We start from the raw sequence: 22686 nt of genomic DNA on the forward strand, positions 1-22686 counted from the left end.
TATAAGGCTAATTGCGTTAGACACTTTGGTTGCACATCCTTTAAAAAGCTGCATAAAATAATATTATTCATAAAACTTAGGGAGGAATTATGAAATCAGCTTTAGTTACGATTGTATTTTTATTTTTTACTATTCTAAATGTTAGTGCATCAAGTGAACAAGAAGCATATTTTCCATCACACTGTTCTAATTTTGGAGACAAAGTAAGCTATTCATTCACAAGTTGTATTAATTCAAACTTTAGACGAGCAGAATTCGAAGTACCAAATCTATTCTTACAATATTGCAGCAACTTTGGTGATGACTTAAGCTTCTCATTTGAAAGTTGTGTAAACAATAATTTCAGAAGAATTGAAAGTGAATTAGGAATGTTTCTGAGCCACTGTATGAATATTGGAAGAGGCGTTAGCTACTCTTTCGTAAGTTGTGTGAATCGCAACTTTAGTGACATCAGTTACGAATTAAGAAAACAAGATCAGTAAGAATAAATCATAGCGGCCTAAACGGCCGCTTCTATATTTAAAACAGATTTCATTTTATCTTCTAATACTGTTGCGGAAAAAGGTTTGAGTAAGTAATTATTTGCACCTAATTCAATTGTTCTTCTAATGATTGCAATAGAATTTTCAGAACTAACCATAACGACAGGCAAGTCGGCCATCCTTTCATCAGCTCTAAGTTGAAAGAGAAAATCAAGTCCATCACAGTTTGGCATATGCACATCACAAAAAACTATTTGATAGGGAGAGCCACTTTCATGGGCTTCGATTACTTTTCGAAGTGCCGAAATACCATCAACAGCTTCATTAATATTCTCTACTCCAATATCATTCAAAATACTTTTAACTGATTTTCTAATATAATCGAGATCATCAACAACAAGTGCTTTTATACTTGAATACTCCATGAACTTTCCCCTTAAAGTGAACTCTTTCGTAATAAATATTATATCGGAATCCAATGAAAATTCTTTATTTGCTTAAGATAAGCGGTGTAAAGCATTGAAAACTAGAGTCCTTAAATAGGATGGGTTTGAAAATAGGCGCCTTGAAGAGTTGGCTTTTAACTAGTCACTCTCAAAGAAGCAAGTAGTAATATAAAAAAAAGCCTGCATAAAAGCAGGCTTATTTTTACTTAAGTGAGTCCCCTCGCGCTGGGGCAAACCGGTGAGCATAAATGCTCACCTCTTGATGAGATAGGCATTCCAAAAGATGGGCGCCTACCCCGCATCAAATCTTAGCTTCGCTAAGATGCTGCGGGTTACATCATACCAGGCATTCCGCCCATTCCACCCATTGGAGGCATCGCTGGACCGTCTTCCTTAGGAATATCAGCAATCATTGTTTCAGTTGTAAGCATAAGTCCTGCAACTGAAGCAGCATTTTGAAGTGCTGAGCGAGTAACCTTAACTGGATCAATAATACCAGCAGCGATTAGGTCTTCATATCTCTCATCACGAGCGTTGAAACCATATTTTGCATCTTCGTTCTTCTTAACTTCGTTAACAACAACAGAACCTTCAAGTCCTGCGTTTGTAGCAATTTGTCTAAGAGGAGCTTCAACAGCTCTTTGAACGATTTTAATTCCGTGCATTTCTTCTTCTCTATTTGCTTTAAGATCTGCAAGAACTTGAGCAGCTTTAACAAGAGCAGAACCACCACCAACAACAATACCTTCTTCAACAGCAGCTCTTGTTGCGTTTAGTGCATCTTCAACACGGTCTTTCTTTTCTTTCATTTCAGTTTCAGTTGGAGCACCAACGTTAACAACTGCAACACCACCAGAAAGCTTAGCAAGTCTTTCTTGTAGTTTCTCTCTGTCATAGTCAGAAGTTGTTTCTGCAATTTGTGCTTTAATTTGGTTAACACGTGCTTCAACAGCAGCTACATCACCAGCACCATCTACGATAGTTGTATTTTCTTTATCAATTGAAATTTTCTTAGCCGAACCTAAGTGCTCAAGAGCAGCTGTCTCAAGGCTCATTCCTAGTTCTTCAGAAATTACAGTACCACCAGTAAGTGCTGCGATATCTTTAAGCATTTCTTTTCTTCTATCACCGAATCCTGGAGCTTTTACAGCTGCAACATTCAGAGTTCCTCTTAGCTTATTAACAACAAGAGTTGTAATTGCCTCACCTTCAACATCTTCAGCGATGATTAAAAGTGGTCTTGAAGTCTGAACAGCTTTTTCAAGGATTGGAAGAAGTTCCTTCATGTTAGAAACTTTCTTATCAGTGATTAGGATATTTGCATTATCAAAAGAAACTTCCATTTTCTCTGAGTTAGTTACAAAGTATGGAGATAGGTAACCGCGGTCAAATTGCATACCTTCTACAACATCTAATGTTGTTTCAGCTGTTTTTGACTCTTCAATAGTAATAACACCATCTTTACCAACTTTATCCATCGCTTCCGCTAGAAGTTTTCCGATTTCATTGTCATTGTTAGCTGAGATTGTACCAACTTGTTCAATTTCTTCGTTAGTCTTGATTTCTTTTGCAACAGCTCTTAATTCAGAAACGATTTTCTCAACAGCAGTATCGATTCCTCTTTTAAGATCCATTGGATTGTGACCAGCAGTTACAAGCTTAGCACCTTCCGTATAGATTGCTTGAGCAAGAACAGTTGCAGTAGTTGTACCATCACCTGCGTCTTCGTTAGTCTTTTGAGCAACTTCTTTAACCATTTGAGCGCCCATATTTTGAAAGTTATTTTCTAATTCGATTTCTTTTGCAACAGAAACACCATCTTTTGTGATGTGTGGAGCACCAAATGATTTTTGGATTACTACGTTTCTCCCCTTTGGTCCAAGAGTTACTCTAACTGCATTTGCAAGTTGATTAACACCTTCAAGGATTAGTCCTCTAGCTTCTTCTGAATACTTTAATTCTTTTGCCATCTTTTTATCTCCTGTATATTAATCAATTTGATTAAACTAAAATTCCTAAAATATCTGATTCTTTCATGATTAGATACTCAACACCATCAAGCTTTACTTCACTTCCAGCGTATTTTCCAAAAAGAACCTTATCACCTTCTTTAACAGCAAGTTCTGCAACAGAACCATTGTCTAGACGGTATCCTGGCCCAACAGCAATAACTTCACCTTCACTTGGTTTTTCTGAGTTGTTATCTGGAATGTAGATACCACCAGCTGTCTTTGTTTCGTTTTCAATTCTTTTGATTAGAACTCTATCTTGTAATGGTTTAACTTGCATAAATCCTCCAGTTAAATACATTTTTTATTTATTTCACGTATGTTTATACATAAATTGGGAGTGAACGGATACATGTCAAGGTCTGCCACTTAGAAAAAATCATATTTTTTCACATTTATATTGGCGCAAAGCAAAATTTCTCTTCCCGTAAGGTTAAAATTGTGAGATATTGCGAAAAATTAGTCAGTTAACTTATCTTTATAAGGAGTCGCTCCGATAAACAGCATATGAAACTAAAGTTTAATGAAAAACTTTTAGGTAAATTCCTGCAAAATGAGACTGCAGAAGAGAGAACATTTTTTGTCCTTACGCTCATTACAGGTGTTTCATCAGCTCTTATCGCCGTTGGTCTTCAAAAAGGTGTTCACTGGATTCAACATATCCTCAAAACAGATACTACATTTACATGGCAATCCGTAATTCTTGGTGGAATCGCCCTTTTTATTTCTGGTTGGCTAACGACTCGTAGATTTCCATTCTCTGAAGGTTCGGGAATCCCAAAAGTTCGTGCGGCCTTAGTCGTTGATCACGGAAGAATCAGTTTAAAAGATACATTTGCAAAAGCAGTAACAACTCTGCTTGCTCTAGGCTCTGGTGTCTCTCTAGGAAGAGAAGGTCCAACAGTTACTATCGCCTCAGGTGTTGCCTCATGGCTTGGCTACTCATTTCATATCTCTAAAAAGAGAGTGAAGGCCCTTGTTGCAGTTGGTGCAGCTGGTGGTATTGCAGCAGCATTTGCAACTCCGATATCAGCAGTGGTTTTTACATTAGAAGAAGTTGTTGGTGACCTCAACGCAAAAGTTCTTGGTTCAATTGTTATTTCTTCAGTTGTAGCCTCAATCACTGGACAGATGCTAACTGGCCAACATCATATGTTTGAGCAGCTTTACTATAAGATGCACGACCATCGTGAACTACTTTTCTATTTATTAATTGGAATTAGCTGTGCTTTTATTGGCCCTCTTTGGATGAAGTCGGTTTTAGCATTTAGAGAATTCAATCGAAAACATATGAAGAGTCATAAGCTTACTTATATGATGATTGTTTTTCTCATTATTGCACTAATGACTCAGGTACATTCAAGTGTCATTGGAAGTGGACATGGAACTTTAGAAGACACATTGCTTTCACTAATACTCGATCCAAAAGTTTTATTTCTAATGTTTTGTTTGAAGTTTCTTGCGACTTCCCTTTGTTATTCGGCAGGAATTTCAGGTGGTCTTTTCATGCCAACACTTTTAATGGGAGCAACATTAGGAAGTTTAATTGGTTCACTAGCAAGTGTTTTCTTTCCAGAGATTACAACGAACACGGGTGCATATGCGCTAGTAGGAATGGGAGCTTTCTTTGTTACAGTTATTCGCGCTCCGTTTACTTCTATCTTAATCGTGTTTGAATTAACAAGAGACTACAATATTATCCTGCCATTAATGATTGCAAATATTATTGCTTATATGCTCTCTTCAAAACCAACAGAAAACGAATCAATCTACGAACAAATCTCTGCACAAGATGGTATTCACTTACCTACACGTGACGACCTCGAAGTACTTGATCAACTTCATGTTGAAGATGCAATGATAAAAGATATTGTAACTTACGGTGCGACTTTAACAGTAAATGAAACACTAAAAGACATTCAAAAATACAATCCTGATCTTCAAGGTTTTCCCGTTTTAAAAAATGGAAGACTGCTTGGAATGATGTCAACATCAGAGCTAAGAGTACAACTTGCAAAAGGAAATGGTGACGTAAAAATAGAACATTGTTGCGAGAAAAAAATTATAAAAATCTATCCAGATCAAAGTTTATACATCGCTCTTCACAGATTAAAAAGGTTCCAAATCTCCCGTCTACCGGTCGTTTCGAGACTTGACGAAAAAAGAATCATTGGAATTCTTACGCCGAAAGATATTGTAAAACAATTCGGTTATCAAATCACAGAATCGAAAGAAAATGATTAAATCAGTTAACCTTTTCTTAAAAGCCGGTTAATTAAGTACAAATTCAGGCCTTCCACCCTTGACCCCTCTCGACTTTCAAAAAATCGGTTGTTACAAATTTGTCATCAATATTTTTTGTCTAACAACCTAACTAAAAAGGAGAGGGTAATGAAAAAATTACTACTAGCTTCGGCTCTTTTTATGGGAGCCTTCTCGACGCAAGCGGCGAGAGTTCAATTCGACTTTGATGTTTATTCTTCGGGAGCATCAATCTATCCATGTAACGCTGGTTTAAAGCACAAAAAGCACAGAGGTGTTTTCTGCTACAACCCAAAAACTTTAAGATCATGTGATCCAGGATCAAGAGGTGGCCATGGTGGTTATCCTTTCCTAGAAGGACTTATCGCTGAAGGTGGTAACGGCGGTTACGGTGGCTCAAATGGCGGTGGCCAAGACTGTGGACCAGATGGAACAAATTGTGATTGCGTATGTGCTGGTGATCTAGATGGAAGAAATGAAAATACTCTAGATACAGTACGTGGTAAAATCACAAAATGGACTGATCACGGAGATCGTTCTCACCACAGCTTCTCGCTTGAGAAAACAGCTGGTGAGTATGACTACCACAGCCTACTTTCTTACAACGAGCAATTCAACAAGAGACTTAAAGAACTATCATTCAACCTAGGTTCAGAAATGTATGGTGCGAAGTACTTTGTTGATATCTGTTTCCGTGCAACACAAATTGACTACGGTCAAAGACCAGACTACCTAGCAGAGTCTTCAGAAGACAGATTTGATTTCATCGTACCTGAAGAAATCAGAGATGACTATGTAGTAGGTATGCCAGAGTCATTTGGTAGCATCGACAACCCACTGTACAAATTCGAAAGAAAAGTTACAGTAACAGACATCGCAGGTTCTAACACTAACGGTGACTGGGATCTAAACGAAGATGACGTTATCTGGTCAGAAGAAAGTTACCAATCAGCAGCTCAACTTGCTGTTAAATCAGGAATTTTCTGTAAAGACAAAGATGGTGACTTCGTTCAAGTTTACGGTGGATCAGGAAACCCTTCTGCTCAAATCGACCTATCTTCAAACTCTGTTGTTGAATTCTTCAAGCGTTATGCAGCAGCTGACCTAAGAGGTTGTGTTGTTCGTTACGAATTCGAAGAGAATGCAAGATATGCAAACAAAACAGTTGATAAATTCAGAAGATGGAAAATGCAAGCTGCAAACATCTGTACTGATACAGCTATCACTAACATCCAAGGTCACGATCACGACTACGGATACTAATCTCAATTTTTAAATACTGCAGGGTGGTTTTCCACCCTGCCTTTACTAAGTGAAGAGATGTGCGGGGGAAAAATGATTTACAGGGGCTTAATACTATTATTTTTAACATTTAATACTCTTGCCTGCTTAATTGCATCGGCACCAAAGAATATTAACATTTCGATTTCTCCACTCAGTAAAGGTCTGTATATCTATGATGAGGCTGGGGTAAAAAAAGATGATATGCCAAACATACTAGCTTCCAACTGTATGACGGCGGCAACAAACAATCACTATACAATGATTACAGTTGGTATAGAAAATTACGTTCTAACAGATAAATTTCTAACATACAGTATTAACGATAGTGTTACATATGGTTCAAAAGATTTTTGCCGAATTGAAAATCTTGAAAATACATATGGAACAACCAAAGATGAAAGAGAACAACGATTATTAGGTCGTCGTCGAATTATGAATCGCTGTTTAGAGTTTGAAGTGAATGACGTATCAGCAACAGGTATCGATTTCCCAAAATCACAATCAGGTTGTAAAGTAACAAGAATTGATGAAAACTCAGCTAGGTTTCAAGGTTACTACTGTTTCTTCAAACCAAAAACTGACTCTGCCTATATTATTAAACCTATTATTAACGAAGCTTGTTTAACAAAAGATTTTTACACAGAAAATGAATTTGAGCTTCAAGATATATTAGCTTCAATTGGTGTCTATGTTTCAGGAGATGCAACAGGACGATCAACTGAACTAAAATATATTAATGACTTTAAATTAAGAGTAAACCAATCACCAGAAGGATTATTAACGGTAAATAAAACAGTTACACCGGAAGAGCCAAAGTTTCCAACAAAGTGGCCTGTAAACGATATTCAACTGGGACAACTATACTTAACAACTTCAGCAGATGCTAAAAACAGTGCCTACTTCGGAGTACCGTTATTTGTAAGAAATACATGTGAGAAAAAGTGCGAACCAGGGAAGCTATGTACGGCACCTTGTAATTATACGCAACCAGTAGCCGCAGAATTTGTTCTTACTCAGCTAGCTGGCAATGGTAAAAAACACTATGTAACTTCTTGGTTTGATGGAGGTATCGCACCAGCAAACTGGACAGGCCTAATAAACGGAATTGGTACGCAAATTACTTCTAATTATTTTGAGATTGGAAAGAATTATGAACTAGAAGTAATCCTCGATGATCAAGAATATAATTTTATGATGTTCAAGGGCCGTATTAAATCACGCCTAACTTTGAGACCGACAACAATACCTTCTATTAATAGAGAAGGACGAACAATTGGTGAAATTTCACCATTTGCAAAAGTTGAAGTTTTAAAGACACTACCGACTTATCCAGTATTTGATACGATTAAATTTACTGGGAATAGCCACTTAGGTGTAATGAATACTGTTAATTCAATTAGCCGTGTATTCGACGACCCAGTTTGGCCACCATACTTTTCAGACTACTGTATCGAGGGATCATGTGTCTTAATGAAAGATCACAAGCTAAGACTGAAATTAAAATTCAAGATAACGAAAGATGAAAAGACTGGAGAGCTGCTTTCAGAAGTCCTTGAATACCAAAAAATAAGTAATGTTCAAGATAACAAGACAACAAACGAATACAAAGCACCATATTTTACTTGTACTCCTCCAGGGAAGGACCCAACGGACGATGACAGTGATGATGATTTTGGGGATATTGATTTTTAGTCGCTATATTTAGCAAAGGGGAAACAATGAGAAAATTACTGATGATTTTATTATTAATGTTTACAAGCACGACTTTCGCAAATGATGTTGACGATATGTTTGGGAGTGGAGAGGACCAATTTGAATTTGAGAAATTTTCAAATGAAGAAATCCTACTAAGAATAGAACAAGACATTAAAGTTTCGTGTCGAAAAGGAGAATGTACTCTTTTTTCTACTGAAAACAAATTTGCTGGTTTTGAAGTTGGATTCAATATTGGCGAAGGCATGAATCAACAAGCTGGAAGTGGAGTTAATATCTACACTGGAGGATACGGTGGACAAATTAACGGAGAATACTGGGGAGTTAATGTTAGATACTACAACGGTAAGTGTACTCAACGTATTAAAGTACCTAAGTCTGTTTATATTGCTATTAACCGTTATATGTATGGCCTACTTGACACAGATGGTAATACACGCCGTGGCTTCACTCCTGCTGATGAAGCAATGATTCTTTTCTATACAACAATCATTGGTAAATCAAGCAACTGTAATGGAAATAGCGGAAGCTAAAAAACTTAAGCTTTTCTTTAATTGTTAAGATTAATTCAAAATTATAAAACCTCTCTATGATGAGAGGTTTTTTATTTCTATTTTTAATTACGTTTACGGCCCATGCAAAAATCAAATGGCATGATTGGCAACATCAAGAATTAAATAATTTAATCACACCGTTAACAACAATAGACTTAAACAACCGTGCCTCTTGTGCAATTGATTCAAAAAAACCAACAACTTCAATATTTATCTTTTTAAATAATACTATTCCTGCAAAAGCTGCTTATCGACTTGCAAATCGAACGGGACAGGATAAGACGGTAGTTGTAAAAGAGCTTATTAGAGACTATCGAAATAAAGTCACTCGACTTATCTATGAAATCCATCAAAAACTTATTCATCAAGAACTCCCTCTACTCCCCTACTTAGATAGTGAAAATAACATCCCAGTTAAGTATCAACGAATATTGAAAGAGTGCTATGGAAAACTAGAGTGTCCGAAACTTAATAATTATATGGACGTACTATGGACAAACTCGCATAAGTTAAAACATCGTCTCTATGACAGTTTTGAAGATAATAACTATATTCAGAAAAAATATATCAATGATGATGAAACTTTTAAGTGTATTAGAATAAAGAAATTCGGTCCTCTACAGGCGAATCTCTTTGGTCAAAAACCCTCGGTTCAAGACTTAAATCGAATCGCACAAGAGCTGCTAGACATAGACGAAAGGGTAACTGATTGTCGCCTTGAGGATATCGATCAAATTGATAATCTTCAAGTATCTGGCTATCAATTTGATATAAAAGGAATCAAAGAAAAATATTGGGAAAAAGATATTGGCTTTGACTACTGGAATTCAATGAAGCTCTATTTTGCATGGGCAATGAAGAACTTGAAAGTTGAGAATTCTAAATACGAACAAATCATCAGAAATTCAAATACACAAGACTATATCCTCTTCTCACCGAGTGGATGTAAGAGTGATATGATTCCCGCTTGTAATAATAAGAGACTCGCAGAAAACTCATTTAGAGAATTTTCTCGTAAGAATTTTGAAAAAGATGCACTTGAACTCGATATCCTCGCCCCGATTTCAGAGGGAGTACAAAACGATCTTCTCAAAGATCCTTTTGCTAGCGTTAATAAAGATATTCTCGATATTGGATCATATGACGATGCTGACAAATGGATCGAGCATATATTTAAAAATCAAACTCAAACTAAGAACTATGTAAAAAACAAACTAATTGACTCATTAACTTTCTTCACATTAGTAAGGAATCGTTTAAGGGCCGAAGAAGTTCAAGACCAACTTGCATTTTACTTTCGTAACCTCGATGGAAATACGATCAAGAATGATCTTTACTACTTATGCGCAGAAGCCTCAGTCATTTCAGATGATGTCTTTAGTTTCACAAAGAAGCATATTGAAGGCCTTAAAGGTACAGATCTTATCGACAATCTCGATCTTATCTTTTCAAAAAAACCTTATGATGAAGTTATCGATTATTACAAGTCCCTTATGGATGAAACACGTGCCTTTTGCAAAAGTCTTGATCAAAAAAATATTTGGAATAATGAATTTGATATAGAATATGAAGGTTTTCACCAGTGGTATATCGACAAGACACGTGCAGCAAAAACTTTTGAGACATTCCCTGAAAAGCACTATGAAAGTGATGCTCTTTCACAAGATTTTATTACTTATGAAAATGGCGATATTATCTGTCGATCAATAAGTCATTGTTTAAGAAAATCAATTATCAATATTATTGAAACTTCTCGTGCTAGTTACTATGGAGATCTGTTCTGGAAAGCAAAATTCTCTCAAGCTTCTGCAGATTTATTTAACCCTTATGCTGATCGAGTTTCGTGTAAGGTATATGATCCATATTTTAAAACGAAACAAGTTATGACTCAATTTGTTTCAGATATTGGCCAAGGTCTTATGAGTTGGTTTACTCCAGGTGTTCTGTATACGCGAGTAAGTTTAACGCCAGGATATGTAACCTCATTTAATAAAATGATCAAAGACGGGCAAATTGAATTTAATAAAGATTATGAAAAAACAAAAGTTAATGTTGAACTAATAACTGAGTTTGGCCCACTTATCGGAGTCCCTTGTGCAATATCAATTACAGGTAGTACAAAGAGTCCTACTAACCTATATCATTTCAGAGGAATATCTGTAGGCACCTGTTTTGATCGAAGTGGCGGAGATATTATCGCCAACAGTGGTTCAGATATTTCTTCAAAAGATCCTAGTCGTCGAGCTGCATGTGCTGCTTGTCGAATCAATTTTGAAGGGATATCAAATACACTAACTTATTTTAATTCAAAGCTTGGCCCTTTCTTCTATGTTGCAAGAGCAATATATAGTTTATACAAGGGTCTGACCGACTTTGATAATATCCCTCGTAGATGGGAGCTTGATTTAGATAAGCTAAAGACTACATATCAACGTTTTGGTGAGATACCTAAGAGCTGCCGATCAAGTCTACTAAATGGTAATCATTGCTTAAGTAACCAGGATGAAAAAATGGCAGTTGAAAAAGTATTAGACCAAAATTTCACAATTACTGCTTCAAAGCGTGTCGTTAATGGTTACAAGTTTAAAGTTAGAGAATGTAAAAATGAATTAACCGTTAGGGTTGAGCAAAATTTTGCGAGGTTATTTTCATCATGCGAAAAATAATATTAATATTATCAATTCTAGTATCAACCCTAAGTACTTATGCCTTAAACATTAACATTGTATGGACTTCGGATTTTATAAAGGAGTTACACTTAGAATGTGATTCTATCGGATGTCTAGATGGCCAAAACTCTGATATTCTTCGAGAAGAGATTTGCGATGAGTGTTTTTCAGACTCCGTGAATTCTACATTTATTTTTAACAATATAACAACTTATCTTCATGCAGATAAGAAATTACCTCTCGATGAATTTATTACTTATCTTTATACAGAAGAATATATTACTATCGACTACAACTCTCCCTACGATCTAGTCTCAAGTCGTTCTACTGAAATCAAAAAATTACTTTACAAAGATTTATGCCCGAATAAGCATGATGCCATTATATTTTTTAAAAGAGGATATGCAGATACATTTTCCTCCCCAGAGCTTATCTACTGTGGAGAGGAAATATATACTGCGCAATTATTTTAACTTACTTTAGATCGTACCAGTTTACGCCAAAGGCTGGGTCAACTTTTAGTGGAACCTTAAGTTCTACAACATTCTCCATCCCTTCTTTTACGAGTGTCTTCATCTCTTCAAGCTCAGATTCAAGTACGTCAAAAATAAGCTCATCGTGTACCTGGAGAATCATCTTTGACTTTAGGCCACGTTTTTTCATTTCCGCATCGATATTAATCATTGCACATTTAATGATATCAGCAGCTGTCCCTTGAATTGGTGAGTTAATCGCCATTCTCTCAGCATTTGCTTTTATCGTACGATTATTAGAATGAATATCAGGAAGGAATCTCTTTCTGCCATACATTGTGATTGAATAACCAGTTTTCTCTGCGTCTTCTTTTAGGCCATCTAAGAAGCCTTTAATTTTTGAGAATCTTTCAAAATATTTTTCAATATATGCTTTTGCATCCTTTCTAGAAATCTTGAGGGCCGACGCTAAACCAAATGAAGACTGCCCATACATTAGACCAAAGTTAACGGCCTTAGCTTTTGAGCGTTCATCACTTGTTACATCAGAAAGTGCAACGCCGTTAATTTCACTTGCTGTTTGCGCGTGAATATCCTTGTCTTCGTTAAAGGCCTTAATCATTGTTGGATCTTCACTATAGTGAGCAAGAATTCTAAGTTCTACTTGAGAATAGTCGGCTGCAAGTAGTAAATTACCAGGTGTAGCAATGAATGCCTTTCTAACAAGACGTCCCGTTTCTGAACGAATTGGAATATTTTGTAGGTTTGGATTCACACTTGAAAGACGTCCCGTTTGAGCAACGTGCTGGTTAAAGCTAGTGTGAACTTTTCCAGTTTTCTTATTAACAATTTCAGGAAGGGCCTTCACATATGTAGAAAGAATTTTTCCTAACTCACGATACTGAAGGATAAGTCCAGGGACTTCATTGATATTTTTAGCATCAAGTTCTTCTAGTACTGAAGAGTCTGTTGAATATCCTGTCTTTGTTTTCTTAACAACAGGAAACGATAATTCATTAAATAAAAACTCTCCAACTTGTTTTGGTGAATTTAAATTGATTGTGTCATTCATTGAATAAGAATCAACTTTCTTTTGAATCTTCTCTAATGACACTTGAAGTTCTTCGGCCATTTCATAAAGATATTCTTTATTTAAGTGCACGCCCTCAAATTCCATTTCAGCTAAGATTGGGATAAGTTTATTATCAATATCTTCGTAAACGCTTACTAATTCTTTTTCTTTAAGCTCTTCTTTTAACTGAGAAGCTAATCTAAAAATAGCAATTGAGCGAAGTCCTGTATAAGAAGCCTTAGCTTCATTATTTTCAAGTGAAGTAATAAATGGCGTTTTCTTATCTAGCTCAGATACTTTAACGTTTACATTTGAAGCGATCACTTCAATATTATGTCTCATACTAGGACTTACGTTATAGTGAGCCTGAGTAATATCAAAGTTGTGGGCCTTAAACACTAGGCCGCGACGTAGAATATGTGAATAATCTCTCTTTGAATGTTCGCTATAAACTTCTCTTTTATCATCACCCCAAATGAGTTCGATAACTTCTTTTTCATTAGCTTCATTTACTTCTAAGAAATATGAGTTGTTATCATCGAAAGAAACACTTATTGCGATTAAGTTTCGTGCATGAATATCATCGCTATCAAATTCTGTTTGTACAGCAAGTGCAGTTTGATCCTTTATAAGTACTTTTAACTCATCAAGAGTAACCACTTTATGTTCGAAAGGAGATGCGATTTCTTCTTCCCCTTCCTCGCCATCAGCAATTGAAAGTTGATACTTAAGGTCTTCCATTCTCTTGATCATTGAATTCATACCAAGATCTTTTAGGAAAGTTAGAAGTTCTTCTGATGGATAAAATTTAACTTCAGAATCTTCTGATTTACATTCTAAATCTATATCAGTAACGATTTTAATTAACTCTTTTGAAAGCTTTGCATCTTCAACGTGCTCAGTAAAAGCTGTAATTAATTTTTTACCTTTAAACGTATCTGACACTTCAAAACACTTCTCAAGTGTTCCGTGCTCTGCAAGTAGTTTTGCTGCTCCCTTTGCACCAATCCCACGCATTCCAGGAATATTATCCGATGTATCTCCAACCATTGATAAGTAATCAACGATTTGATCTGGACGAACGCCCATCTTTTCAAAGACACCCTTCTCATCGTAGATAACGTCTTTCATCGTATCGAGCATCTTGATATTGTCGCCGACAAATTGCATAAGGTCCTTATCACCTGAAGCAATTAAGATTTCATCAAAGTCATTTTTCCATTGAACAACAGTTGAGCCGATAATGTCGTCGGCTTCATATGTTTCATTCGCAACATTTAAAAGCCCCATCTTATCGATAAGTTCTTTAATAAGAGCAAATTGTGGAACAAGTTCTTCAGGTGGTTCTGAACGATTGGCCTTGTACTGATCGTAAAGTTCATTTCTAAAAGATCCGCCCGATGTATCACGAGCAAGAAGCATATGTGTTGGCCTATAATTTGCCATAATTTTTAATAACATTGAAAGTACACCATATGTTGCGTTTACAGGTGTACCGTCTGGGGCGTTCATTGAGCGAATTGCAAAAAATGCACGGAATATAAAGTTACTGACGTCGACGACGATTAATCTTTTCTTTGACATATAATCTCCAATTTATGCTATAAATCTAGCCAATTATGTTGAATCTGTTAATGATTAATGTGGAGAATTGGTTATGGACAATGCGCAAAAAACTGAAACTTATCAAAGAGTAAAAAGAGATATCTTTGCTATTTGTGAAGGAGAAAGCAGCACTATTGCCAAAATGGCCACCATTTCTTGTGTTTTAAAACAAGCATTCCCTCATTATTACTGGTGCGGGTTCTATATGGTTGACCCTGTTAAAGAAAAAGAACTTGTTGTCGGTCCATATCAAGGAACTCTTGGCTGTCTTCGAATCCCTTTTGGTAAAGGTGTTTGCGGAACGGCCGCCCATACACTGGAAACACAAATTGTTGAAGATGTTCACTCTATTGCAAACCACATTACTTGTGACCCAAAGAGTCAGTCCGAAATAGTTGTACCAGTTTTCGAAAATGAAAAGTTAATTGCAGTTCTTGATGTTGATAGTGATTCACTTGCAAGCTTTGACGAAGTTGATAAAAGTAATTTAGAAGAAATTATCAATACTGTCTTTGCTTAAGCCTGCGTGCCTTGATCTTCAAACCAATTAGTTTTGCGCTTTTTGATAGCAAGCATTGTGTCGTCATTGGCCATGACAGTTGTATCTGCCATAACATCACCTAGCCTATGTCCAGAATCAAGCTTGTAAAGAAGGTATAATTCAATCCCAACAATAGGTAGACCAACGATAACTGCCATAAACCAACCGGCCACAGGAATGATGGCAAAAACGAGTGGAATAATAAAAGGTAGATTTCTAATAAAACTTTGTTTTAGAGAGCAAGGCGTTCCATCAACTAAAGAGATAACTCTAAAGCCAATAAATTTCTTCCCTACTGACTGTCCATTTTGAATTGAATCAGCAAATGTTAAATAGACTATCGATAAAAGGATACCAATCGGATACAAAAATAGTGATAAGACGACGACAATAAAAAGGTCAATTGCCTTAGCAAGGATGCGTGAATAACGAGCGACTTTAATGGCCGATTTTAAGAGGTACTTTCTATCCATACAACTATCTTATCCTATGAATTTTATTAGAAAACAAGGCATTTTTTGCACCTAGTCCAAACAATGGATATTAAGTAAAGAAATGGTTAATTTGTCTATCGGTCAATAGACTTTGATTAATAGCCAAAAATAGGATTTTAATATATAACTTTATACTGAGACTAAAGAGAGCACATACGCTCTGGAGGATAATTATATGAGTACTGTTGGTAAAACTGACGTAACAAATTTTGAATCTGATGTACTAAAAAGCGCTAAGCCTGTTCTAGTTGATTTCTGGGCAGAATGGTGTGGACCTTGTAAAACACTTGGACCAGTACTTGACGAAGTAGCATCAGAAATTGGTGAAACTGCAACAATCTTAAAAGTAAACGTTGATGACAACGGAGAGCTTGCTCAACAATACGGAATTAGAGGGATCCCAACAATGATCTTCTTTAAAGACGGTCAAGCAACTAAGACTCTAGTTGGTGTTCAAACAAAAGAAGAAATTAAGAAGTCTTTAGAAGAACTTATGTAATAAAAGCCTCTACGATAGAGGCTTTTCTTTTTTGAGAAGGAATTTATGTCTAATTACATTTCCCACGCATTTAATCACGCACAAGAAACTCTAACAAAATTTATCGCGAACGAAGAAAACTTCACCACTATGGAGAAAGCGATCAATGAAATGGTTGTGGCCATAAAAAATGGAGGGCGTGTTATTAGCTGTGGAAATGGTGGTTCAATGTGCGATGCTATGCACTTCGCAGAAGAACTAACAGGTCGCTTTCGTAAAGACCGCCCAGCAATGCCAGCTATTGCTATCGCAGATTCTTCTCATATCACATGTGTGGCCAATGACTACGGTTTTGAATATATCTTTTCAAAATATGTTGAGGCCCATGGACACAAAGGAGATGTCCTTCTTGCCATCTCAACTTCAGGTAATTCACCAAATTGTCTTGAGGCCGTAAAATCAGCTCATGAAAAAGGGATGAAAGTAGTCGGTCTTCTTGGAAAAGGAGGTGGAAAGATGAAGGAGCTTGTGGACTTCCCTATCGTTATTGAAGCTGATCTTTCTGATCGTATTCAAGAAATGCATATTAAAATTATTCATACGTTCATAGAGGGAATTGAGCGACAAGTTTTCCCTCAAAATTACTAAAGAATTACGAATAAGAATCGGCAGTTTATTCCAAGTCTTTAAAATCAAGTGCTTGACGCGAATATGAGTTAAAATATTCTTAAGTTAGTACATAATTTTAAGGAGCTATAAATGGAAGGCACAGCTGTATCATCGGTAAACACGATCGCTGCTTTTTTTCAAAACGGTGGGATCTTCATGTGGATCATTCTCTTTATCTGGGCAGTAGGTCTAGCTATTGGATTAGAAAGATTCTTTAAGTTAAGCTTTAAATTTGATGTTGATGGAGCTTCATTTATGAATGAACTTCGTCGCTATATTATGGCAAATGATGTTGAAGGTGCTTCACGTGTATGTTCTGGATCAAGTGCTGCTCTACCTAAGGTTTTAAGAAGTGGTCTCGAAAGAGCTTCTGCTAAGCCAGAGCAAATTCAAAATGCAATCGATGCAACTGCTCTTGAAATTATTCCAAAAGTAGAACTAAGACTTAACTACCTACAACTAATTGCAAATATCTCAACACTATTTGGTCTACTAGGTACGATCCAAGGTCTAATCGCTTCATTTGCTGCCGTTGCTGCTGCTGATCCAACTCAAAAAGCAGAACTACTTGCAAAAGGTATTTCACAAGCGATGAACACGACTTTCCTAGGTCTACTTGTGGCCATCACGATTATGATCATTCATGCATTCTTAAGTTCTAAGTCAGAGAAGATCATCAATGAGATTGATGAGTATTCAGTTAAGTTAATGGATATTTTAAATACAGAAGAAAGTAAGTAGTTATGTATAGAAAACCGAGTCGAAAATATAAGAATAAGAAAGTTGAGAGACTGAATCTAATTCCAATTTTAGATTCGGTCTTCATCTTTATCTTCTTTCTTTTAATGTCAGCAAACTTCGTTAGAATTTATGAAATTGGATCTGATGTTCCAATTATCTCAAACTCTACTCCACCAAAACAACAAAAAGAAAGACTTGATCTTACGCTTAAAATCAATGCGAGTAATATCAGCCTTCACTCTGGACCAAATGAGAGGAGAATATTCTCAGCAGGAAAAACAGCTGATGGTGAATACGACCTATTTAAGTTAAGAGAAAAGTTAATTGATCTTAAGAAGCAATATGTGGATGAGAAAGAAGTTATCTTTATTCCAAATGCAAATATCTCTTATGAAGAGCTCATTAAGATTATGGATGCTGTTCGTGATATCAAGAAAACAGATCCAGAGGTTTGGACAAAAAGAGATGGTCAGGATGTAAAAGTTCTTGAGCTATTTAACAATATTATTTTTGGCGATACACAATCGTAGAAATAAAGAATCAGGTTTATTATGAGAAATCGTTCAATTAGAAATAGAGGAATCAGAAGAAAGAAGGAACCATTTGATATTGATATCACTTCCCTTCTTGATATTCTTGTTATCCTGCTAGTTTTCTTAATTAGAAGTTATGACACTACTGGCGTGATCTTAAATATCCCAAAAGATATTACTATTCCGAACTCGGTATCGAAGTCAATTAATGAGCAAGGTGTTGTGGTTCAGGTATCTCCTAAAATCATTTGGGTTGATGACAAAGAAGTTCATAATACAGAGACATATAAAGGGCAACTCTACTCACAAGGCGGACGACTTATTCTTCCTCTATATAACGAGCTAGTTGCGAAGAGAACAGAGATTGAAAATATTGCTAAATCAACTCCAAATGCTAAGAAATTCTCTGGTATTGTTAATTTAGTAATCGATAAATCTCTTAAGTATAATTATGTTAAGAAGCTTATGCACACTGCTGCTGAGGCAGGGTTTCAACAGTATAAATTCGTTGTTTTAGGACAAGAGTAGAATAAAAAAAGCTCCATTCGGAGCCTTTTTTTATTCAAACTAGAAAAATCTTGTTAACGTAACTCCGAACTCGTCATCCCCATCAAGAACATAGAGTCCACGATTGTCAGCTTTTGCATCATCACCAATAGTTACACCACGAAAGTTCAACTTCATCTTCCATGCATTATTTAGACGGCGCTCATAGCTTAGGTAGTAAAGTGTCTCCCCTGCTCTTTCAAGATCGATATAAAGACCCAACATAAATTCATTAGAGTATGCGTCGTTAAGAGCAAGACGATGACCAATGAAAAGATCATTCTGGAAAATTTGAGCTTGGCTTCTCTTATCTTTTCCTACACCTAGAACACGTTGATATTCAGTATAAAAACCAGAACTCCAATTGTTATCGTAATTATATGTATACTCATGGCCAATAGATGCTAATTGATAATTAAAGATTTCTCTTTGCCCACCAGTATAATCAAGAATAGAAACCGAATCATCGACGTTAAAATCAGAGTAGAGATACTCAAACTTAAAAGTCTGCTCACCCCAAAAGTAAGTAGCAGCAGTACCATAGTCAACGACATCAAGATAGTAAGCGTTAATATTACCAGCAAGAAGATCAGGTACAGAAGCTGCTGCAAAGATAGGTCTTGTACGATCAATGTGATCAATAGCGAATACTGTTAAATCTAAATCACCAAACTGATGAGCATAGTAAACAGCAAATTGATCAAATTGATTGTCTTCATCGGAATTTGTAATCGTATTACCTTTTACAATATTTTGCTTTTGCGGACTAAGCCCGTCAAAGATTCGCATTTTAGAATCTGGATAGAATGCTTCCTTAAAATAAGGCATATAGATAAACTTCATTGTTCCAATACTAGTATAATGACTTAATACAACAGAAGTTTCACCTAACTTTTCAAAACGCTCAATATTTCCATCATTAATACGAGAGTTGATGACATCAACAACATGGTATGCCTCAAGTCGCGACCACATAAACATATGCTGCCCAACAGAAGCCTGCCAGTTTCCAAAACTACGTCCAATATTAAACTCATTAAAATCAACGTAGCTATTATCTTGATACTTTTCGTCTGCACGGCCAATTAGAGATAGATTATATTCCCAGCCACTCCAATCACCCCTGTCTTCAAGGGCAACTTTAACGAAAGCCAATTCATTAGGCTGGTCTTCTCCTAAAAGAGTTGTAGCATCTTCGACATAGCCTCTAAAGTTTAACGAAACTTCACCTCTTCCATCAGCTAATGTGTGTAAGCTTGATAGAGTTAGTGCACCTGTAATTAATCCGTATATTAGCGTTTTCAATTTACTTTAACTTCCTCTTAGTAAGATCGCCTTCATTAACGGCCTTACCAATAACTCTATTCTTCCATTTGAATATCGACTGTTTTTTGTTGTTCAGATTTAACATAACAATTTTATTTGCACGCCACATCTTTCTCTTACCAACAGTGTAAGATTTAAAATCTTCCATAGAAGAAGTCTTAATATGTTCATTTCTTTTGTTATAGTATTCCGACTTAACAGGAGCTAGGTACTTTTGAGAGACGTAAAGTACGACTTTTGAATAAGAACTTTTGGCCTTTGCCACTCTTTCAACAACCCATACCTTTTGACCACCAACTTTTTCGTCTTTAAGATACTTGTAATTGTACTTTTCAATTGTTTGACCACCGATATCTTCAAATGAGAATTCAGAACCCATGAAAGAGCTACCTTTAGATCGAGAGTTAATCTTCTTAACTCTTTTTAAAGATGGAAGGTATAACCATTGGTCATCATCTCTTTCATCTTTCCAAGTCCAAGTAAGTAGTTTCGTTCCTTTAACATCTAATGGTTTTTTAAATTCCATTAAGCTCTTATCAACACCATTGAATTCGCCAGAAGCACCAAGCATTTCGCGGACAATTTCAACACCACTTGAATCAACTAAAACAAGCTCCATCGTTGATGTATCACCAATATAGCCTTTGTTTGCCTGATCCATTTTTTTGGCAATCTCTAGGCCTTTATCATTAGCAAATACAGAAAGTGTTAATAACATTAATAAAAGTTTAACAATCTTCATTAGAAACCTCGTGTTTTTTCGGTATGTTTTCCCATCAGATAGTAGCATTCACAACACAATGATTGAACATTTACTGGTGATAATGACAATGGATTCATTAAATTATTGAAATTATGCCCCTTATTTTACAACAAGGGGCGTTAGTGATTTGAGATGAATTTAGTAAGCGCTTGAATTTAAATTAAGTGGTACGTGAACACCAACTTCGGCCCCACCTTTTGGGCGTGGGAATTGTATTGTTTTCAAATGATTAACAACACAATTTTTAACACTTATAGGAACGCCTTTATCTGCTTTAGCGACACTTGCTTTTGTTACGTTACCAGATGCACCGATGACAAACTCCATACCAAGTACACCTGAGATACCTTTTTGTTGAACATCAAGCTCTTTTTGGTAACAGTATCTAAACTGAGGAACGTTCTCCATCAGAATTCTCATAATGTCATTACGATCCATTGAACCTAAAATAACTTCACGGTAAGGAACACCTGCTATATAAACTTGTTTCTTTTGAACAAGTCCATCTGTACCAAATGAAGATGAAAGTTTACCACTCGTCTTACTACTTAAAGATCCAACTTCGGCCTTTACATCAGCTTTTTGAATTTGTGCAGAGTCTCCAGTTGATAGTGCTGAATTATCATCTGCAAAACTTTCACTTGAACCAGTACCGGCCTTAAATGAATTTAGCGCACCACCTTTGGCCATTAGGGAGTTCATTGAAGAAGTAAATGATGTCGACTTATATACATCTACTTTTCCACGACTCTTTCTATTTGTAGCAAGTTTTTTAACAGTTGTTTGCTTATTCGTTGTACGAGCTGGCTTAGAAGCTTTCTTCTTAGTCTCTCTTACAACTGCCTTATTATTTGGTTTTCCTTTTCGAGGAGTTCCTTTCTTTGGAGTTGATGTCGACTTTTGCTTAGGATCACCTTTACTCTTCGTTACTTTTTGTGGTTTTTCAACGTTTGAAACCGCTTCCTTAATTGGCGCCTTCTTTTCAACTTCTTTTTTTACTTCATTCTTAACAACATTCTTCTTCTTTGTTACACGAAGCTGTTTTGGACGGTAAAGAATCTTGGCAATACGTTCTGGAACTTTCTCTTTTTCAATTTCTTTATCGACTTTAAAGTTCATCATTCCTGCTGCAAAAACAATAAAGAATAATAAACAGAAGATGAGATATTTTCTTAGTTCTTTATCACGTCTAAATATAGGTGCCGTTTTTACAATTGGAGGAGCTTCAGTACCCCTAATAAAAACCTTTAAGTTATCTTTTTCGAAAATGTGAATATCATCACGACGTAATGAGCTCTTCGCGTTTTTATTATTTAGAAAAGTACGATGTTCAAAACCAGGAATTTTCCCAACTGCGACATCATTCTTTCTAATATCTAAAAGTTCGACCTTGTCTTTCTTACCTAGATATGGAAACTCTATATCATTTCCACGAGCGTTAGCACCAACTAAATAAAACTTTCCATCTTTATGTGGAATATAATCAAGAGAAACAATCTTTCCATTAAATAAGATAATAACTTCGGCCGCTTCCTTATCAATACTATATTTAAAGATTGGATAAATTTCATCTGGCTCTTCAAAGATATATTCTGAAAACTTTACGTTATCATCAATACTTAAAGGGTAATTTACCTGATACTCTTCATCCTTACGTATGCGCTCATCATTAAACTTAGGTTGCTTTGGTAAGTTCTTAACAACTTCCTGTGGGTGAATTAGTTGTTGAGGAGGAAGTTTTGATGACGAATCAAAAGTAAATGAGTAATTACCAATTGTAATTGATTCACCACCCTTTAGTTCCATCGTAACAACTTCCTGGCCATTAACTAATACCGGCTTAGAAGAAGACATACTATAGATCGAGACTTTGTCAGAAAATTCGATAAGACAATGGATATCATCAATACCGGCACCTCTCATACGAACATCACAAGAGTCACTTGCTCCTAAGATGATACGATTCTTTTGAGGTAGGCGAATATCTTTTTTACCCTTTAAATAAAATGATCTTCCTTGATCCACT

The 22686-nt window shown here is 36.0% G+C and carries 21 protein-coding genes; 13 read left to right on the forward strand and 8 right to left on the reverse strand.

All coding sequences use genetic code 11. From position 1 onward, the window contains the following. The first annotated feature begins 89 nt into the window (after positions 1-89). Positions 90-482 carry a hypothetical protein gene (locus ACMAYL_RS15405; RefSeq protein WP_392993570.1) on the forward strand — a complete coding sequence of 131 codons (393 nt, stop codon included), beginning with the start codon at positions 90-92 and terminating at the stop codon, positions 480-482. A 17-nt stretch (positions 483-499) separates the two neighbouring features. On the opposite strand, the gene ACMAYL_RS15410 is transcribed toward ACMAYL_RS15405, so the two are convergent. The 3 genes from ACMAYL_RS15410 to groES all read right to left on the reverse strand — a co-directional run bounded on the left by ACMAYL_RS15410 (position 500) and on the right by groES (position 3217). Continuing rightward, the gene (locus tag ACMAYL_RS15410) at positions 500-907 is read right to left on the reverse strand and encodes a response regulator (protein WP_392993573.1); all 408 of its coding nucleotides are present in this window, start codon (positions 905-907) and stop codon (positions 500-502) included. Positions 908-1260: 353 nt separating this feature from the next. Further along, a complete protein-coding gene (gene groL / locus ACMAYL_RS15415) occupies positions 1261-2898 on the reverse strand; it encodes a chaperonin GroEL (RefSeq protein WP_103217631.1) in 1638 nt (545 codons plus the stop codon). Between the two features lie 31 nt (positions 2899-2929). Next, positions 2930-3217: a co-chaperone GroES gene (groES, locus tag ACMAYL_RS15420; RefSeq protein ID WP_103217630.1), complete on the reverse strand. Its 288-nt coding sequence runs from the start codon at positions 3215-3217 to the stop codon at positions 2930-2932. 227 nt (positions 3218-3444) lie between these two features. On the opposite strand from groES, the gene ACMAYL_RS15425 reads away from it, so the two are divergent. The 6 genes from ACMAYL_RS15425 to ACMAYL_RS15450 all read left to right on the forward strand — a co-directional run bounded on the left by ACMAYL_RS15425 (position 3445) and on the right by ACMAYL_RS15450 (position 11892). Beyond that, on the forward strand, positions 3445-5181 hold the full coding sequence (locus ACMAYL_RS15425; protein WP_412471313.1) for a chloride channel protein: 1737 nt from the start codon (positions 3445-3447) through the stop codon (positions 5179-5181). Positions 5182-5328: 147 nt separating this feature from the next. Beyond that, positions 5329-6462, forward strand: coding sequence for a hypothetical protein (locus tag ACMAYL_RS15430; protein WP_103217628.1), 1134 nt, complete (start codon positions 5329-5331; stop codon positions 6460-6462). Positions 6463-6684: 222 nt separating this feature from the next. Then, complete coding sequence (locus ACMAYL_RS15435) at positions 6685-8175, forward strand: hypothetical protein (protein WP_392993577.1); 1491 nt, start codon at positions 6685-6687, stop codon at positions 8173-8175. A gap of 26 nt (positions 8176-8201) precedes the next feature. Continuing rightward, on the forward strand, positions 8202-8729 hold the full coding sequence (locus ACMAYL_RS15440) for a hypothetical protein (protein ID WP_103217626.1): 528 nt from the start codon (positions 8202-8204) through the stop codon (positions 8727-8729). A 56-nt stretch (positions 8730-8785) separates the two neighbouring features. Next, positions 8786-11416 (forward strand): hypothetical protein, encoded by a 2631-nt coding sequence (locus ACMAYL_RS15445; protein ID WP_412471314.1) that lies wholly within the window; start codon positions 8786-8788, stop codon positions 11414-11416. Next, positions 11404-11892: a hypothetical protein gene (locus ACMAYL_RS15450; protein ID WP_412471315.1), complete on the forward strand. Its 489-nt coding sequence runs from the start codon at positions 11404-11406 to the stop codon at positions 11890-11892. Before ACMAYL_RS15445 ends, ACMAYL_RS15450 begins: the two co-directional genes overlap by 13 nt. Position 11893: 1 nt before the next feature. On the opposite strand, the gene polA is transcribed toward ACMAYL_RS15450, so the two are convergent. After that, positions 11894-14548 (reverse strand): DNA polymerase I, encoded by a 2655-nt coding sequence (gene polA, locus ACMAYL_RS15455; RefSeq protein ID WP_103217623.1) that lies wholly within the window; start codon positions 14546-14548, stop codon positions 11894-11896. A 73-nt stretch (positions 14549-14621) separates the two neighbouring features. Here polA and ACMAYL_RS15460 point away from each other — a divergent pair, with 73 nt between their 5' ends. After that, on the forward strand, positions 14622-15089 hold the full coding sequence (locus ACMAYL_RS15460; RefSeq protein ID WP_392993586.1) for a GAF domain-containing protein: 468 nt from the start codon (positions 14622-14624) through the stop codon (positions 15087-15089). Here the strand turns inward: ACMAYL_RS15460 and ACMAYL_RS15465 are convergent. Next, a complete protein-coding gene (locus tag ACMAYL_RS15465; RefSeq protein WP_103217621.1) occupies positions 15086-15583 on the reverse strand; it encodes an RDD family protein in 498 nt (165 codons plus the stop codon). The genes ACMAYL_RS15460 and ACMAYL_RS15465 overlap by 4 nt on opposite strands. Positions 15584-15779: 196 nt before the next feature. On the opposite strand from ACMAYL_RS15465, the gene trxA reads away from it, so the two are divergent. The 5 genes from trxA (at position 15780) to ACMAYL_RS15490 (ending at position 18553) form a co-directional block, all read left to right on the forward strand. After that, positions 15780-16103 carry a thioredoxin gene (trxA, locus tag ACMAYL_RS15470; RefSeq protein WP_103217620.1) on the forward strand — a complete coding sequence of 108 codons (324 nt, stop codon included), beginning with the start codon at positions 15780-15782 and terminating at the stop codon, positions 16101-16103. Between the two features lie 45 nt (positions 16104-16148). Then, the gene (gene gmhA, locus ACMAYL_RS15475; protein ID WP_103217619.1) at positions 16149-16730 is read left to right on the forward strand and encodes a D-sedoheptulose 7-phosphate isomerase; all 582 of its coding nucleotides are present in this window, start codon (positions 16149-16151) and stop codon (positions 16728-16730) included. 111 nt (positions 16731-16841) lie between these two features. Beyond that, a complete protein-coding gene (locus ACMAYL_RS15480) occupies positions 16842-17492 on the forward strand; it encodes a MotA/TolQ/ExbB proton channel family protein (protein WP_103217618.1) in 651 nt (216 codons plus the stop codon). A 2-nt stretch (positions 17493-17494) separates the two neighbouring features. Then, positions 17495-18022 (forward strand): ExbD/TolR family protein, encoded by a 528-nt coding sequence (locus ACMAYL_RS15485; RefSeq protein ID WP_103217617.1) that lies wholly within the window; start codon positions 17495-17497, stop codon positions 18020-18022. Positions 18023-18043: 21 nt separating this feature from the next. After that, positions 18044-18553: a biopolymer transporter ExbD gene (locus ACMAYL_RS15490; RefSeq protein ID WP_103217616.1), complete on the forward strand. Its 510-nt coding sequence runs from the start codon at positions 18044-18046 to the stop codon at positions 18551-18553. A gap of 39 nt (positions 18554-18592) precedes the next feature. Here ACMAYL_RS15490 and ACMAYL_RS15495 read toward each other — a convergent pair whose 3' ends face one another. The 3 genes from ACMAYL_RS15495 to ACMAYL_RS15505 all read right to left on the reverse strand — a co-directional run bounded on the left by ACMAYL_RS15495 (position 18593) and on the right by ACMAYL_RS15505 (position 22685). Continuing rightward, positions 18593-19876, reverse strand: coding sequence for a hypothetical protein (locus ACMAYL_RS15495; protein ID WP_392993591.1), 1284 nt, complete (start codon positions 19874-19876; stop codon positions 18593-18595). A gap of 1 nt (position 19877) precedes the next feature. Then, positions 19878-20639 carry an outer membrane lipoprotein-sorting protein gene (locus ACMAYL_RS15500; RefSeq protein WP_158246844.1) on the reverse strand — a complete coding sequence of 254 codons (762 nt, stop codon included), beginning with the start codon at positions 20637-20639 and terminating at the stop codon, positions 19878-19880. Between the two features lie 159 nt (positions 20640-20798). After that, positions 20799-22685, reverse strand: a complete 1887-nt coding sequence (locus tag ACMAYL_RS15505) for an AgmX/PglI C-terminal domain-containing protein (protein WP_103217613.1) — start codon at positions 22683-22685, stop codon at positions 20799-20801. Position 22686 lies beyond the last annotated feature (1 nt).

Origin of the sequence: Halobacteriovorax sp. RT-2-4, assembly GCF_047085445.1 — a bacterium.
Taxonomy (GTDB): Bacteria; Bdellovibrionota; Bacteriovoracia; order Bacteriovoracales; family Bacteriovoracaceae; genus Halobacteriovorax_A.